Raw genomic sequence first — 15,515 nt, 5'->3', positions numbered from 1 at the left:
GAGGGAATCGGTGCTCGTCACGGTCACAGTCTCTGATCGCTTCAGTCCTAGACCACTTTCTGGAACACGTTCTAATATGGCTGAGTCGAGGTGTACGCCTCGAGCCCGACGCTGAAGTAGACGGCGTCAGGCGTGGACGTTGGACTGACATCGCGAACCGCACGCACGCGCGCGGGGACGTGCACAGGAAGGAACACTTCACAGTGACCACAGAGGCATTCATTTATGAAGCCATCCGAACCCCGCGTGGCCGCGGCAAGAGCAGCGGTTCGCTGCACTCGGTCAAGCCGATCTCGCTGGTCACCGGCTTGATCGACGAGCTGCGCGTGCGCTTCCCGGACCTCGACGAGGACCGCGTCTCGGACCTGATCCTCGGCGTGGTCTCCCCGCTCGGCGACCAGGGCATGGACATCGCCCGCATCGCTGCGACCGACGCCGGCCTGCCCGACACCGTCGGCGGCGTGCAGATCAACCGCTTCTGCGCCTCCGGCCTCGAGGCCGTGAACATGGCCGCGCAGAAGGTGCGTTCCGGCTGGGACGAGCTGATCATCGCCGGCGGCGTCGAGTCGATGTCGCGCGTCAAGATGGGCAGCGACGGCGGCCCCTGGGTCAACGACCCGGCCACCAACTACGACAACTACGTTGTCCCGCAGGGCATCTCGTCCGACCTGATCGCCACCATCGAGGGCTTCAGCCGCGACGACGTCGACGCCTACGCCGTCCGCTCGCAGGACCTCGCGGCGAAGGCCTGGGCCGGCGGCTACTTCGCCAAGTCCATCGTCCCGGTCAAGGACATGAACGGCATCACCATCCTCGACCACGACGAGCACATGCGTCCGGGCACCACGGTCGAGAGCCTGTCGAGCCTGGCTCCCGCCTTCGCGATGATCGGCGAGATGGGCGGCTTCGACGCCGTCGCCATGCAGAAGTACCACTTCGTGGAGAAGATCAACCACGTCCACCACGGCGGCAACAGCTCCGGCATCGTCGACGGCGCCGCGCTGCTGCTGGTCGGTACCGAGCAGGCCGGCAAGGACATGGGCATGACCCCGCGGGCCCGCGTCGTCGCGACCGCCACCTCCGGTGCCGACTCGACCATCATGCTCACCGGCCCGACGCCTGCGGCCAAGAAGGCGCTGGCCGCTGCCGGTCTGACGATCGAGGACATGGACCTCGTCGAGATCAACGAGGCGTTCGCCTCCGTGGTGCTCAAGTTCCAGAAGGACATGAACATCCCGGACGAGAAGCTCAACGTCAACGGCGGCGCGATCGCCATGGGCCACCCGCTCGGCGCCACCGGCGCGATGATCACCGGCACCATGATCGACGAGCTCGAGCGCCGCAACGCCCGCTACGCACTGGTCACCCTGTGCATCGGCGGCGGCATGGGCGTGGCCACCATCATCGAGCGCGTCTGACGCGGCCCGGACTACCAGGAGACTTAGCAGTGAGCGAGCAGAACATCATCAACTGGGAGCAGGACGCCGACGGAATCGTCGTGCTCACCATCGACGACCCCAACCAGGGCGCGAACACCATGAACTCGGCCTACATCGCCTCGATGAAGGCCACCGTGGACCGGCTGTACGCCGAGAAGGACGCCATCACCGGCGTCGTGCTGACCTCGGGCAAGAAGACCTTCTTCGCCGGTGGCGACCTGAAGAACATGATCAAGGTCGGCCCCGAGAACGCCGAGGAGATCTTCAACCACAGCGTCGTCCTCAAGGCGGACCTGCGCCGCCTCGAGACCCTCGGCAAGCCCGTCGTCACCTGCATCAACGGCGCGGCCCTCGGCGGCGGCCTGGAGATCGCGCTGGCAACGCACCACCGCATCGCCGCGGACGTCAAGGGCGTCAAGATCGGCCTGCCCGAGGTCACCCTCGGCCTGCTGCCCGGTGGCGGCGGCGTGGTCCGCACCGTCCGCATGTTCGGCCTGATGCCGGCGCTGACGCAGATGCTGCTGCAGGGCCAGCAGCGCGGCCCGCAGCAGGCCAAGGAGGTCGGTCTGGTCGACGAGGTCGTCTCCTCCGTCGAGGAGCTCGTCCCCGCCGCGAAGGCGTGGATCAAGGCCAACCCCGAGTCCGGCGTGCAGCCGTGGGATGTCAAGGGCTACAAGATCCCCGGTGGCACCCCCGCCACCCCGGCGTTCGCGGCGAACCTGCCCGCCTTCCCGGCGAACCTGCGCAAGACCCTCAAGGGTGCTCCGATGGAGGCCCCGCGGGCGATCATGGCCGCCGCGGTCGAGGGCAGCCAGGTCGACATCGACAACGCGCTGACCATCGAGTCGCGCTACTTCACGTCGCTGGTCACCGGCCAGGTCGCGAAGAACATGATCCAGGCGTTCTTCTTCGACATCCAGGCGATCGGCTCCGGCGCCTCGCGTCCGGCCGGCGTCGAGAAGACCCAGATCAAGAAGATCGGCGTGCTCGGCGCCGGCATGATGGGCGCGGGCATCGCATACGTCTCCGCCAAGGCCGGCTTCGAGGTCGTGCTCAAGGACGTCACCATCGAGGCGGCGACCAAGGGCAAGGCCTACTCCGAGAAGATCGAGGCCAAGGCCCTCTCGCGTGGCAAGACCACGCAGGAGAAGTCGGACGCGCTGCTCTCGCGCATCACCCCGACCGCCGACCCGGCCGACTTCGCGGGCGTCGACTTCGTGGTCGAGGCCGTCTTCGAGTCGCCCGAGCTCAAGGCCAAGGTCTTCCAGGAGATCGAGGACATCGTCGAGCCCAACGCCCTGCTGGGATCGAACACCTCGACGCTGCCGATCACCGGTCTGGCGACCGGCGTCAAGCGCCAGGAAGACTTCATCGGCATCCACTTCTTCTCTCCCGTGGACAAGATGCCGCTGGTGGAGATCATCCGCGGCGAGAAGACCTCCGACGAGGCGCTGGCCCGGGTGTTCGACTTCGTCCAGGCGATCCGCAAGACCCCGATCGTGGTCAACGACTCGCGCGGCTTCTTCACCTCGCGCGTCATCGGCACCTTCATCAACGAGGCCATCGGCATGGTTGCCGAGGGCATCGAGCCGGCGACCATCGAGCAGGCGGGCATGCAGGCCGGTTACCCGGCGGCGCCGCTGCAGCTCTCGGACGAGCTGAACCTGACGCTGATGCAGAAGATCCGCGCGGAGTCCAAGGCCGCGGCGCTGGCCGAGGGCAAGGTCCTGCCGGCCGACCCGGCGGGCGACGTCATCAACTTCCTCGTCGAGGGCAACGACCGCAAGGGCCGCCTCGGCGGCGCGGGCTTCTACGAGTACGCCGACGGCAAGCGCACCGGCCTGTGGTCGGGCCTGCGCGAGGAGTTCAACTCCGGCTCGAACCAGGCTCCGATCCAGGACCTCATCGAGCGGATGCTGTTCATCGAGGCCATCGAGACGCAGAAGTGCTTCGACGAGGGCGTCCTGATGACCAGCGCCGACGCCAACATCGGCTCGATCATGGGCATCGGCTTCCCGGCCTGGACCGGTGGCGTGCACCAGTACGTCGTCGGCTACAAGGGCGGCAAGGAGGGCTTCGTCAAGCGGGCCGAGGAGCTCGCCGCGAAGTACGGCGAGCGCTTCACCCCGCCGGCTTCCCTCAAGGCCTAGTCGGTTCCGGTGGTTGTCCACAGATCCTGTGGGCAACCACCCGTCATGCCCGGATCGTGTCGCACTCGATGCGCACGATCCGGGCATGACTGTGTTCGGGCCCGGTGGCGGCGGAGCTGCCTAGCCCGTCCACCACGGGCGCAGTGGCAGGTTCGCTTCGCCGCGGGGGCCGGGCTTGACCGCGAGCACCTGATGCAGCTGGACGACGTTGCGTTCGAACCCGAGTCGCGAACCCGCCATGTACAGGCCCCACACCTTCGCGGTGCCCTCGCCGACCTCGGCGACGCAGGCGTCCCAGTTCTCGACCAGGTTCCGGCACCAGCCGGCCAGTGTCAGGGCGTAGTGCTCGCGCAGGTTCTCCTCGTGCCGCACCTCGAGCCCGACGTCCTGCATCTCGGTGATGATCCGCCCGGAGCCGGTCAGCTCGCCGTCCGGGAACACGTACCGGTCGATGAACCCGCCGGCCCGCGCCGAGTGCTTGTTGTCGGGCCGGGTGATGCAGTGGTTGAGCACCACACCGCCCTCGCGCAGCCGGTCCTTGATGAATCCGAAGTAGGCGGGATAGTTGCCGACCCCGATGTGCTCGGTCAGCCCGATCGAGGAGACCGCGTCGAAACCGGTCTCGACGATGTCCCGGTAGTCCGAGTGCCGAACCTCGGCGAGGTCCGAGAGTCCTTCTTCGGCAATGGCTTTCTGTGCCCACTCGGCCTGTTCGGCGGACAGCGTCGCACCGATCACCCGGACGCCGCGCCGGGCGGCGTACCGGACCATCGAGCCCCAGCCGCAGCCGATGTCGAGCAGTCGGTCGCCGGCCTTGAGTCCGAGCTTGTCGAACACCAGCCGGTACTTGTTGTGCTGGGCGTCCTCGAGGGACTGGGTCGGGGACTCGTACGCCGCACAGGTGTACGTCATCGACGGCCCGAGCACGTGCTCGTAGAAGGTGTTGGACACGTCGTAGTGGTGGTGGATCACCTCCGCGTCACGAGTCTTCGAGTGCCGCAACCCTTCCGCGAACCGGCGCCACCGCGGCAGGTGCTCCTGTGGGGGAGGTGTGATGGGCCGCAACAGGTCCCAGCCCAGCGAGCGGGTGATGGTGGCCAGGGCCAGTGGGGACGGCCGATGGAAGTGCAGCTCGTCGCCCATCACCCGGAGCAACTCGTAGGGGTCGCCCGGGTGCACGCCGGTGGCCTCGAGGTCGCCGGCGACGTACGCGCGGGCCATCCCGAGGTCACCGGGCGCGGTGGCCAGGTAGGTGGCGCCGCGCGGGGAGTTGAGCGTCAGGCCGTACTCGGCGTCGGCGGGCCCGGTCGCGCTGCCGTCGTACGCGGTGAAGCGGAGCGGGATGTCGCCGCCGGCGACGGTCTCGAGAATCTCGGCGATCGAGAGCTTCGGCGCACCGACCCGAAGTCCGGTCGAGGTGTGGGGGTCCTTGTACGTGGTCACTTGCGCTGCACCGCCTTTGCATACAGGTCGAGTAGACGTGAATCGGGGTCGTAGCGTTTCTTGAGTTCGCGGAGGCGTTCACCGCCGTAGAGGGCGTCGAACTCCGCCTCGGGGTAGTAGGAGTCGGAGTAGAGGGACTTGTGGCCGTCGTAGTCGCTGACGGTGCGTTCGATGAGCCGGTTCGCGGCGCCCTCGGGTTGGCCCGCGACGACCGGGACCGAGGACCAGAAGCCGATGTTGACGTACGTCCGCTTCGGTTCGAGCGGGTACAGCGGCCACGGGCGGGCGGCGGACGCACCGGTGGGGGCCGGCTCGCGCAGTCGCAGCGGGCACAGCCACAGCGGCTCGATCGGGACCTCCCGCAGGAACCACTGCAGGAACTCGGCGGTGCGCTCGATCGGCACCTCGACGTCCTGCACCACCCGCTCGCGCGGCGGGTTGCCCTTGCGTCGCTCGAGCCGGTCGCCGATGTCGTACTTCTGGTCGAGCGCGATCAGCTTCCAGTAGAAGCTGCTGCGCCGGTAGCGTTTCGGCCACACCCGACGGATCCGCGGGTGCTGTGCGCCGAACGCCCGCGAGCACCAGAACCAGTCGGTGTCCCAGCGCCACAGGTAGTCGGCGATGGTGAGGCGGTCGGTCTTGGGGCGGTGGGCGAACGTGTGCTGCAGCGACCGGTAGTAGACCTGCTGGCCGGTGTAGTCGCTGACCGGTCCGGGTTCGTCGGTCTGGGTGCCCAGGGTCAGGTAGCTCTCGGTCGCGGAGAACACGGTGCCGTCCAGGTAGTCCACCGCGACCCCGTCGTGGCTGCGGTCCGTCGTGATCGTGTCCATCGCGGCCTGCATCTCGGCCAGGTCGTCGAACCGCAGGTGCCGCAGCGCGACAAAGGCTTTCACCGGCTCGAGTGCGATTCGCAGCCGCGTCGAGTAGCCCAGCGTGCCGTACGAGTTGGGGAAACCCCAGTACAGGTCGGCGTGCTCGCCGTTCGGTGTCGCGGTGACGATCTCGCCGCTTCCGGTCAGTACGTCGATCTCGAGCACCGACTCGTGCGGCAGGCCGTTTCGGAACGAGCTCGACTCGATGCCGAGGCCGGTGACGGCGCCGCCGAGGGTGATGGTCTTGAGCTGGGGGACCACCAGCGGGGCCAGGCCGTAGGGCAGCGTCGCGTCGACGAGGTCCTCGTAGGTGCACATGCCCTCGACGTCGGCGGTCCTGGCCACCGGGTCCACCGAGATCACGCCGGTCAGGCCGGAGACGTCGAGTCCGGGGGCGTTCGACCGCGCGCGGGCCCGGAACAGGTTGGACGTCTTCTTCGACAGCCGGACTGTCGCGTCCGGTGGGATCGCGTGGTAGCTCGCCAGCAGTCGTTCCACACCCGCGTGGTGGGATCGGGGTCCCACTTCCCGCGGTGTGGATGATCGCCGGCTCAGTCCGTCGCGCAAGGCACTTGGAATTACAGCCACCACCCGACGCTATCGCGCGCCGAGCGTCTCGGCGAGCGATGTCGACGTGTCGCCGGAAAACGTCAGGTAAACGATGCGATCGGGCCGCGGATCAGGCGGCGGCGTCATGGACGCTGTGATCCCCCGCACAATGCGGCGACGGATGGTGGCCGGGGCATTCGGGCAGCGGGCACGATGGTCGGGACCGGCGCATATTCCGCGTCGGCCGGCGAGAAGGAGATCCACAGTGGGACAGGTCAGCGCCAGCAGTTCGGTCGAGGTCACCGCGACACCGGAGCGGGTGCTCACCGCACTGGCCGACTACGAGACGGTGCGCCCGCGCATCCTCACCGAGCAGTACCTGGACTACCAGGTGCTCGAGGGCGGGCAGGGCGCAGGCACCGTCGCCCAGTGGACCCTCAAGGCCACCGAGAAGCGCTCCCGCGACATCAAGTCCACCGTCACCGTCTCGGGCAACACCGTCACCGAGACCGACGCCAACTCCAGCCTCGTCACCACCTGGTCGGTGGCGCCGTCGGGTTCCGGTTCGACCATCACCACCACCACCGAGTGGAAGGGCGCCGGCGGCATCGGCGGGTTCTTCGAGCGCACCTTTGCCCCGCTGGGACTGCGGAAGATCCAGGGCGCGGTGCTGGCGAACCTGGCGCGCGAGGTCGGCTGACCCCACCCCGGTCCGCCCGACGGTCCGCCCCCGTCCGTCCGCCCCGCCGCCCGCCCGTCCCAACCGCGGCGCATCGAATGAACGGACCGTTCATTCGATTGGATCGAATGAACGGAATCGTTCATTCGAGGAAGTCGGCGACGCCGCGGGCCACCGCCCGGGCGTAGCGGGCCCGGCCCGCCGGGTCGGTCATGGCGCGGGCCTCGTCGGCATTGCGCATGTTGCCCAGCTCGACGAGCACGCTCGGCCGGGTCGAGAGGTTGAGCCCCGCGAGGTCCTCGCGGGGCATCAGCCCGTCGGTGCCGGCGTAGTTCGACGGTGTGAACCCGGACGCCGCCAGTCGGTCGCGCAGGAACCCGGCGAGGGCGACGGCCGGGCCGGTCTGCGCCGGGTTCAGGGGCGGCGCCGAGTAGCAGACGTGGAAGCCGTGCTGGTTCGGGCCTGCGCCGTCGGCGTGCACGGAGATCACCGCGTCCGCCGCCGCCGCATTGGCCGCCTCGGCGCGGGCGTCGACGCACGGGCCGGTCGCCGCGTCGTCCGGGCGGCTGAGCAGTACCCGGGCGCCGAGCGCCTCGAGTTCGGCCCGGATCAGCCCGGTGACGTCCCAGGCGAAGGTGTGCTCCGGGTACCCGGCATCGGTGGCCGTGCCGGTGGTCTGACAGTCCTTGAGGCCGCCGCGGCCGGTGGGCACCTGCTCGCCGATCGAGGCGTCGTTGGCACCGCTGTGCCCGGGGTCCAGGAACACCGTCCGGCCGGTCAGGGCGGGGGAGGGGACGCCCGTCGACGGGGCGGCGGCCGCGGGGTCCGCGGTCGCGTCGTCGACGGGGATGGTGCAGCCCGAGAGCAGCAACCCGACCGCGACCGCCACGCCGGTCACCCAGGACATCGATTGCACGCGGCTCACGCTAACCGGATGCGTCTACGCTGGCGGACAACACGCAGAAAGGACATCGACGTGCAGCCCGGTGGACAACCCGACATGCAGCAACTCCTCGCGCAGGCCCAGCAGATGCAGCAGCAGCTGATGGCCGCGCAGGCCGAGATCGCCAAGGAAGAGGTCACCGGCCAGGCCGGCGGCGGACTCGTCACGGCCACCGTCCGGGGGACCGGCGAGGTGGTGGCGCTGGCGATCGACCCGAAGGTCGTCGACCCCGACGACGTCGAGACCCTGCAGGACCTGGTGATCGGGGCGATCGCGGACGCGTCGACGAAGGCGCAGTCGCTGGCGGCAGGCAAGCTCGGGCCGCTCGCGGGCGGCCTGCCCGGACTCCCCTTCTAGCGGCGCCCGGTGTACGAGGGTCCGGTTCAGGATCTGATCGACGAGCTCGGCAAGCTGCCGGGAGTCGGTCCCAAGAGCGCGCAGCGGATCGCCTTCCACCTGCTCAGCGTCGAACCGCCGGAGATCGACCGGCTGCAGAAGGCGTTGCAGCGGGTGCGCGACGGCGTGCAGTTCTGCGAGGTCTGCGGCACGGTCTCCGACAAGGAGCGGTGCCGGATCTGTGCGGACTCGCGTCGCGACCGGACGATGATCTGCGTGGTCGAGGAGCCCAAGGACGTGCAGGCCGTCGAGCGCACCCGCGAGTTCAAGGGGCGCTACCACGTGCTCGGCGGTGCGCTGGACCCGCTCAGCGGCGTCGGGCCGGACCAGCTCCGGATCCGGGAGCTGCTGGCGCGGATCGGAAACCAGGAGGACGGCGTCGATGTCGCCGAGGTGATCATCGCGACCGACCCGAACACCGAGGGCGAGGCGACCGCCACCTACCTGGTGCGGATGCTGCGCGACTTCCCCAGACTGTCCGTCACCCGGCTGGCCTCGGGCCTGCCGATGGGCGGCGACCTCGAGTTCGCGGACGAGCTGACCCTCGGTCGCGCGCTGTCGGGCCGCCGCGCGATGTAGTTCGCGGGGGACGGCGGACGACCGCCGCCGTCCCCGCTTCCCTCCGAGAGGGCTAGGCGTCGGGGTCCGCGGCGTCGGCCGAGTTCTCGGCGGGGTACATGGTCTGGCGCAGCGAGCTCACCAGGTGCGCCATCGCCGGCGAGGGCGCACCGCCGCTGCGCACGACGCCGCAGACCGGGACGCGGAGCCGTCCGCGGGCCTCGCGCATCACGCTCAGGCCGGTCCGGGCGACGTCGGTGACCGTGCTGGCGTAGAGCACCGTCCAGGCCCGCGGGTTGGTGAGCACGTCGAGGGTGGCCCGGTGGTCGCGCGCGATCGGGGGGCCGAGCTGTACCCGCCGACCCACCTCCACGAACGCCTCCTCGACCACCGAGTGCAGCAGGACCTGGCTGTGCCGCGGCGGCAGCAGCAACGGGTACGGCGCCAGCTCGCCGAGCTCGACGGTGGAGAACGCGGACAACGGATGCTGGCTGGACGTCACGATCACCAGGTCCTCGATGCCCAGCCGGACGGTCTCGAGGCCCGGTCGGTCGACCTCCCCGCGGATCAGCGCGAGGTCGGCGTCGCCGGTCGCGACGGCATCGATGCGGTCCGCGAAGCTCTTGATCACGAACTCGATGTCGACCTCCGGGTGCCGTTCGCGGACACGGGCGACGGCATCGAGGCTCTGCGGCGCGAAGCTCATGTTCGCGCTGATCCGGATCCGGTTGCGGGGCTCGCGCGCGACGGCGAACGCCTGGCTCTCGAGGCTCAGGACCTCCTGCGCGATGGGCACCAGTCGGGCGCCCGCGGGGGTGAGCCGGACGACCCGTGTGGACCGTTCGAACAGCGACGCGCCCAGTTCGCCCTCGAGCCGGGTGATCTGATGGCTGATCGCCGACTGCGAGATGAAGCAGCGTTGCGCGGCGCGGCTGAAGTTCAGCTCCTCGCTGACCGCGAGGAAGTACCGCAGTTGTCGGAAGTCCATGCCGCCATCCTACTTATGAGCGATCCAGATAACTGTTCTCCGAATATCCCAGCTGGGTGGCCAAACCGCGCGCGGAATCCATAGCGTGGCTCTCATACATCTGATCTAGCTGGAGGATTTCGTGAGCGAGGCAGGCATGGACCGCACTGAGGTTGTCATCGTGGGCTCGGGCTTCGGTGCCCTCGCCACGGCGAAGAAGCTGGCCAAGGCGGGTACGCCGTTCGTCCTCATCTCCGAGACCACCGAGCACCTCTTCCAGCCGCTGCTCTACCAGGTTGCCACCGGCGTGCTCTCCGCAGGCGAGGTCGCGCCGTCGGTGCGTTCGATCCTCGCGAAGTACCCGAACGCCGACGTCCGGCTGGGCCGGGTCGTCGACGTGCGCCCCGACGACCAGGAGCTCGACTACGTGGCGGGCGGGGTGCGCCACACGATCGCGTACCGCTCGCTGGTCGCGGCGACCGGCGCCCGGCAGTCGTACTTCGGCCGTGACGAGTTCGCGAAGGTCACCTACGCGCTCAAGACCGTCGACGACGCCGAGCGGCTGCGTTCGCAGATCGTGCGCTGCTTCGAGGAGGCGCACACCACCACCGACCCGGAGCGCCGCAAGAACCTGCTCAGCTTCATCGTCATCGGCGCCGGCGCGACCGGCGTCGAGCTGGCCGGCCAGATCAAGGAGCTCGCGGGCCGCTACTTCGAGCAGTCGATCCGCGGCATCACCGCCGCCGATGTCACCGTCACCCTGGTCGAGGGCGCCGGCGTGGCGCTGCCCGCGTACGGCGGCAAGCTCAGCGAGTACACCCGGGTGTCCCTGGAGGAGTCGGGCGTCGAGGTGGTGCTGAACACCCTCGTCACCGACATCGACGCGCACGGCGCGACCTTCAAGGCGCACGGCAGCGAGACCGGCGAGCGGCGCACCGCCGAGACGATCATCTGGTCGGCGGGTGTGCAGGCCAACGACTTCGCGGGCGTGCTCGCCGAGCGCACCGGCTGCGAGACCGACCGCGCCGGGCGACTGCTGGTCAACCAGGACCTGACCGTCGGCGGCCGCGCCGACATCTATGCGATCGGCGACATGACCTCGCTGAACAACCTGCCGGGCCAGTCGCCGGTGGCGATGCAGGGCGGGCGGCACGTGGCCCGCACGATCCTCGGCAAGACCCCCCGCGGCACCGCGTTCAAGTTCCGCGACAAGGGCAGCATGGCGATCATCAACCGCTTCCGCGCGGTGACGAAGGTGAAGAAGATCGAGCTCACCGGCGCCCTGGCCTGGGTGCTGTGGCTGGTCGTGCACATGATGTACCTGGTCGGCTTCCGCAACCGCTACATCGCGGTGATGTCATGGTTCGGTTCGTTCCTGGGGCACCGTCGCCCGCACTTCTACTACGCGCAGAAGGCAGGCGCGGCGGCGGAGGCGACGCCGGCCGAGGCCGAGCAGGCCGCGTCGGAGTCGGTCGAAGCCGAGCCGATCAAGACCGAGCTGATCAAGGCCGAGGTGCAGACCGAGGAGCGCGAGCCGGTCTCCGTCTCCTGATCACGGGCGGCCGCGCACCGGCCGAACCGCGAGGGCCCGGACGCCCGGCGACTGTCGGTGCTCGGGCGTAGGTTTGGGTTCGCACCTTTCCTCCGCACCTACGCCCAAGGAGACATTCGTGCCCGATCACAAGTCACTCACCGGCGCCCCCTGCTGGATCGACCTCACCAGTTCGGATCCGGAGCAGGCCAAACCCTTCTACAGTGGCCTGTTCGGCTGGGACGTCGACTCCAACGAGGACCCGCAGTACGGCGGGTACGCGATCTTCAGCAAGGACGGCAAGCCCATCGCGGGGCTCGGCCCGCAGCAGGAGGGCAATCCGTACGGTGACGTGTGGACGGTCTACCTGAGGTCCGACGACGCGGCCGCGACCGCGGACCAGGTGGCCGCCGCCGGTGGACAGGTCATGATGCCGGCGATGCAGGTGGGGCCGCAGGGGACCATGGCGATCCTCGGCGACCCGGCCGGCGCGGTGATCGGCGTCTGGCAGCCCGACCAGCACGAGGGCTTCGGCCTCGTGGACGAGCCCGGCGCGCCGGTCTGGTTCGAGACCCTCTCGCGGAAGTACCGCGACGCGCTGCCGTTCTACGAGAAGGTGTTCGGCTGGAGCTACACCCCGATCGGGGAGACCGACGACTTCCGCTACTCGCAGGCCATGCTCGGTGAGCAGATGGTGGCCGGGGTGATGGACGCGGACGGGTTCCTGCCCGAGGGCGTGCCGTCGTTCTGGCAGTTCTACGTCGGCGTCGACGACATGGACGCGGCCCTCGCCAAGGTCACCGAGCTCGGCGGCCGAATCCTGCGCCCCGCCGAGGACACGCCGTTCGGCAAGCTCGCCGCGGTGGCCGACCCGCTCGGCGCGGCCTTCCAGATCGCGATGATCGCGGAGTCCTGACCCCGCCACATTCTCGGCCTGGCGTCGCCGCGTGGCGACGCCGGGACCGGCCGAAGTTCGCGGGGGACAGGACGGGCTCGGACTCGCGCACACCGGCCGGCCGGTCCCGCAACAACGGGCCGGAAACGCTGGTCAGGGCTATTGCGCGAGGTTCGGCGACGGGCGTACGCTCAGGGTGCGGATCAAGGAAGAACGACCGGTGACGGTCAGAAACTTGAGAAGCAGAGATCCGGCCGAGGATGCGATTAGTCGCTACATCCCCGGCCGAACCCCTGTCTGGGGTAGTTCCGGGTACGGCCCGGAACGGGCGGGCGCGGTCCGCATCACGAACCGCGCGTCATCACGAACCGAGGGTCATCACGTACTGCTGGCCGCGACTACATCTGCTCGGTCAGCGTGGCGAGCCCGTCGCCCGACAGCTCGGCCAGCGCGATCTCGCGACCGGTCATCGCCATCAGTAGCGACAGCATCGGTCCGGTGACCTCCGGGCCCGAACCGGTGGACCAGTCCGTGTCGGTGGCCCGCAGCGTCAGCCCGGAGATCCGGGTCTTGGTGCCGATCAACAGGTTTGATCCGCTGTAGAAGTCGGCGACCCGGATCACCGCGTCCGCCGGGTAGGTGTGCGCGATGCCCAGCGGCCGCCGGATGTCCTCGGCGTGCACGATCGTCTCGCCGAGCCAGGAGTCGACCGGGCCGGGCGGCGCGGACGTGGACCCGCGCACGGACCGGAACTCGGCGAGGGTGTCGGCGGGGGACCCGGCCGTCTCACGCGCGATGTTCTTGGCGGCGAACGACTCGAACCGGAACCCGGTGCCCAGCATGCCGAGGACGAACTTGGCCGGGGTCATCTTCGCGGTCGCGGTCAGGTGCCCCAGCGTCTCCCACACCGACCAGCCGCGGCACAGCGACGGCGTGGACCACTGCTCGTCGGTCAGCGAGGCCAGGTCGTCAGCCAGCGCGGTGCGTTCGGTATGGATCGTGGGCCACGGGCTTGCAGCAGACATCGGTCCTCCAGGGACGAGGCGTACCCCCACTGAAGCTGAAGCTACACCCGTCGCCCGGCCGCCGTCAGCGCCCGACGGCGAGCCGTTCGCGGCGCAGCCGGTCCACCTCGTCGAGCGGCAGGGGCGCCAGCGCATCGACCCCGGTCGCCCGCGCCAGCAGCAGGTCCGCCAGCTCCGGGTTTCGGGCCAGCACCGGCCCGTGCATGTAGGTGCTGATCACCGACCCCTGGACGACGCCCTCGAGGCCGTCGCCGACCCCGTTGCCGACGCCGTGGGTGACCCGGCCCAGCGCCGCCGCCGCCGACCCGAGAGTGGTTCCGCCACGATGGTTCTCGAAACCGGTCAGCGGCTGCGTCAGACCGTCGAGGAGCGGCCGGGTGATCACCTCGCCGATCGACCGGGTGGGCTGCGGCGACGTGGTGACGTCGAGCATCGAGATGCCGTCGACGCGTTCGCCGGCCGAGGTCTCGTACCAGTGACCGAGCACCTGGATCGCGGCACAGATCGCCAGCACCGGTGCGCCCCGCTCGGCGGCCTTCTGCAGGCCGGGGTAGCGGGCCAGGTGCCGTGTCGCCAGGCGTTGCGCCGAGTCCTCGGCGCCGCCGAGGGTGTAGACGTCCAGCGAGTCGGGGACCGGGTCGGCGAGGGTGATCTCGACGATCTCCGCGGCCAGGCCCCGCATCCGCAGCCGCTGCCGCAGGATCAGTGCGTTGCCGTTGTCGCCGTAGGTGCCCATCACGTCGGGCAGCACCAGGCCGATCCGCACGGTTGACTCAGACATCCCGGGTCTCCTTGGCAATGGCGGTGTTGAGGTCGCGGAACGCGGTGTAGTTTGCGAGCACCTCGACCCGGCCCGGCGGGCAGGAGGCAATGGCGCGCAACGGATCCGGCTCGAGCGTGTGCTCCACCCCCGCATAGGTCAGCCGCACCGCCAGATCGGTGGCGCGCTCACCGGACGCCACCACCTTGACACCCTCGAAGTGCTCGAATCGCACGTCCCAGAGCCAGGACAGGTCCTCGCCGTCCGGCACCTGGCCGTTGACGGCGATGACCAGGCCGTCGACGTCGGGATCGATCATCGACAACGCCTCCTGCCAGCCGGCCGGGTTCTTGGCCAGCAGCATCCGCAGCGAGTGCGAGCCGACCTGCACCGCGGAGTAGCGGCCGGCGATCTCGCGGACCGAGGACGCCGCGGCGACGGCGTCGGCGGCCGACGCACCCATCGTGACGGCGGCGGCGACGGCCTGGGCGGCGTTGCCGCGGTTGGCCTTTCCGGGCAGGGCCAGGGTCATGGGCAGGACCAGCCCGTCCGGTCCGTAGAGGTTCTGGTCGTCGAGCCACCACTGCGGCGTGGGCCGCTGGAAGTCGGTGCCGGTGCTGCGCCAGTGGCTGTACGCCAGCCCGGTGACGTCGCCGGTCCGTTCCTCCCAGACGATGGCCTCGCCGCTGCGCGGGCAGCTCACCGAGTCGCCGGCCCAGCCGCCGCCTGCGGCCACCCACACCACGTTCGGCGCGTCGTAGGCGGCGGAGGCGACCAGCACGTCGTCGCAGTTGGCGATGACGACGGCGTCGGGATGCCGGACGAGGCCGGCCCGCAGGGCCCGCTCGATCATGTTGATCTCGCCGACCCGGTCCAGCTGGTCGCGGCTGAGGTTCAGCAGCACCACCGCGGCCGGGTTCAGGGCGTCGCTCACGTGCGGGACGTGCAGCTCGTCTACCTCGATCGCCGCCAGCGGCGCGTCGCGGTGCACGCTGAGCGCGGCCACGATGCCGGCGTCCATGTTCGCGCCGTCCGCCTGGGTGGCCACGTCGTCGACGGTGGCGAGTGCCGCGGCCGTCATCCGGGTGGTGGTGGACTTGCCGTTGGTGCCGGTGATCAGCACCGTCGCCTTGCCACGGCCGAGCTGCGTCATCAGGGTCGGGTCGATCTTGAGCGCGATCAGCCCGCCGATCATCGAGCCCTTGCCGCGACCGGCCTTCTGCGAGGCCCAGGACGCGGCGGCGGCGGCCCGCAGTGCGAGCCTGCCGCGCACAGAGAACCGAGCGCGCTGCTGGGTCGCCCCAGAAT

The 15,515-nt window shown here is 69.7% G+C and carries 14 protein-coding genes; 7 read left to right on the top strand and 7 right to left on the bottom strand.

The genetic code is table 11. From position 1 onward, the window contains the following. Positions 1–203: 203 nt before the first annotated feature. On the top strand, positions 204–1,418 hold the full coding sequence (locus ACFO6S_RS20220; protein ID WP_378419770.1) for an acetyl-CoA C-acetyltransferase: 1,215 nt from the start codon (positions 204–206) through the stop codon (positions 1,416–1,418). 29 nt (positions 1,419–1,447) lie between these two features. Continuing rightward, positions 1,448–3,589: a 3-hydroxyacyl-CoA dehydrogenase NAD-binding domain-containing protein gene (locus ACFO6S_RS20215; protein WP_378419769.1), complete on the top strand. Its 2,142-nt coding sequence runs from the start codon at positions 1,448–1,450 to the stop codon at positions 3,587–3,589. A gap of 120 nt (positions 3,590–3,709) precedes the next feature. Here the strand turns inward: ACFO6S_RS20215 and ACFO6S_RS20210 are convergent, their stop codons facing one another. Both ACFO6S_RS20210 and ACFO6S_RS20205 read right to left on the bottom strand, forming a co-directional pair. Beyond that, positions 3,710–5,032, bottom strand: a complete 1,323-nt coding sequence (locus tag ACFO6S_RS20210) for a class I SAM-dependent methyltransferase (RefSeq protein WP_378419768.1) — start codon at positions 5,030–5,032, stop codon at positions 3,710–3,712. Continuing rightward, entirely contained in the window at positions 5,029–6,459 is a 1,431-nt protein-coding gene (locus ACFO6S_RS20205) for an FAD-binding oxidoreductase (RefSeq protein WP_378419953.1), read from the bottom strand. The genes ACFO6S_RS20210 and ACFO6S_RS20205 overlap by 4 nt, the downstream gene beginning before the upstream one ends. Positions 6,460–6,718: 259 nt before the next feature. On the opposite strand from ACFO6S_RS20205, the gene ACFO6S_RS20200 reads away from it, so the two are divergent. Beyond that, positions 6,719–7,153, top strand: coding sequence for an SRPBCC family protein (locus tag ACFO6S_RS20200; RefSeq protein WP_378419767.1), 435 nt, complete (start codon positions 6,719–6,721; stop codon positions 7,151–7,153). A 121-nt stretch (positions 7,154–7,274) separates the two neighbouring features. Here ACFO6S_RS20200 and ACFO6S_RS20195 read toward each other — a convergent pair whose 3' ends face one another. Beyond that, positions 7,275–8,039: an Rv3717 family N-acetylmuramoyl-L-alanine amidase gene (locus ACFO6S_RS20195; protein WP_378419952.1), complete on the bottom strand. Its 765-nt coding sequence runs from the start codon at positions 8,037–8,039 to the stop codon at positions 7,275–7,277. A 93-nt stretch (positions 8,040–8,132) separates the two neighbouring features. Here ACFO6S_RS20195 and ACFO6S_RS20190 point away from each other — a divergent pair, with 93 nt between their 5' ends. Together ACFO6S_RS20190 and recR are read left to right on the top strand one after the other, a co-directional pair. Next, positions 8,133–8,432, top strand: coding sequence for a YbaB/EbfC family nucleoid-associated protein (locus ACFO6S_RS20190; protein ID WP_378419766.1), 300 nt, complete (start codon positions 8,133–8,135; stop codon positions 8,430–8,432). Positions 8,433–8,441: 9 nt separating this feature from the next. Further along, positions 8,442–9,050 carry a recombination mediator RecR gene (recR, locus tag ACFO6S_RS20185; protein ID WP_378419765.1) on the top strand — a complete coding sequence of 203 codons (609 nt, stop codon included), beginning with the start codon at positions 8,442–8,444 and terminating at the stop codon, positions 9,048–9,050. Between the two features lie 52 nt (positions 9,051–9,102). On the opposite strand, the gene ACFO6S_RS20180 is transcribed toward recR, so the two are convergent. After that, positions 9,103–10,017 (bottom strand): LysR family transcriptional regulator, encoded by a 915-nt coding sequence (locus tag ACFO6S_RS20180; protein ID WP_378419764.1) that lies wholly within the window; start codon positions 10,015–10,017, stop codon positions 9,103–9,105. Between the two features lie 136 nt (positions 10,018–10,153). Between ACFO6S_RS20180 and ACFO6S_RS20175 the strand changes: the two genes are divergently transcribed. Next, on the top strand, positions 10,154–11,548 hold the full coding sequence (locus ACFO6S_RS20175; protein WP_378419951.1) for an NAD(P)/FAD-dependent oxidoreductase: 1,395 nt from the start codon (positions 10,154–10,156) through the stop codon (positions 11,546–11,548). Between the two features lie 118 nt (positions 11,549–11,666). Next, positions 11,667–12,443, top strand: coding sequence for a VOC family protein (locus ACFO6S_RS20170; RefSeq protein ID WP_378419763.1), 777 nt, complete (start codon positions 11,667–11,669; stop codon positions 12,441–12,443). A 377-nt stretch (positions 12,444–12,820) separates the two neighbouring features. On the opposite strand, the gene ACFO6S_RS20165 is transcribed toward ACFO6S_RS20170, so the two are convergent. From ACFO6S_RS20165 to ACFO6S_RS20155, 3 genes are all read right to left on the bottom strand, one after another. Beyond that, complete coding sequence (locus ACFO6S_RS20165; RefSeq protein ID WP_378419762.1) at positions 12,821–13,447, bottom strand: maleylpyruvate isomerase family mycothiol-dependent enzyme; 627 nt, start codon at positions 13,445–13,447, stop codon at positions 12,821–12,823. Between the two features lie 64 nt (positions 13,448–13,511). Beyond that, positions 13,512–14,228, bottom strand: a complete 717-nt coding sequence (locus ACFO6S_RS20160; protein ID WP_378419761.1) for a type 1 glutamine amidotransferase — start codon at positions 14,226–14,228, stop codon at positions 13,512–13,514. Further along, positions 14,221–15,480: a Mur ligase family protein gene (locus ACFO6S_RS20155; RefSeq protein WP_378419760.1), complete on the bottom strand. Its 1,260-nt coding sequence runs from the start codon at positions 15,478–15,480 to the stop codon at positions 14,221–14,223. Before ACFO6S_RS20155 ends, ACFO6S_RS20160 begins: the two co-directional genes overlap by 8 nt. Between the last annotated feature and the right edge of the window lie 35 nt (positions 15,481–15,515).

The sequence above is a fragment of the Rhodococcus kronopolitis genome, assembly GCF_042654025.1.
In the GTDB taxonomy this organism is placed as follows: domain Bacteria; phylum Actinomycetota; class Actinomycetes; order Mycobacteriales; family Mycobacteriaceae; genus Rhodococcus_G; species Rhodococcus_G kronopolitis.
The sequence above is the reverse complement of the archived record's forward strand: the minus strand, read 5'-3'. Positions and strand labels throughout refer to the sequence as shown.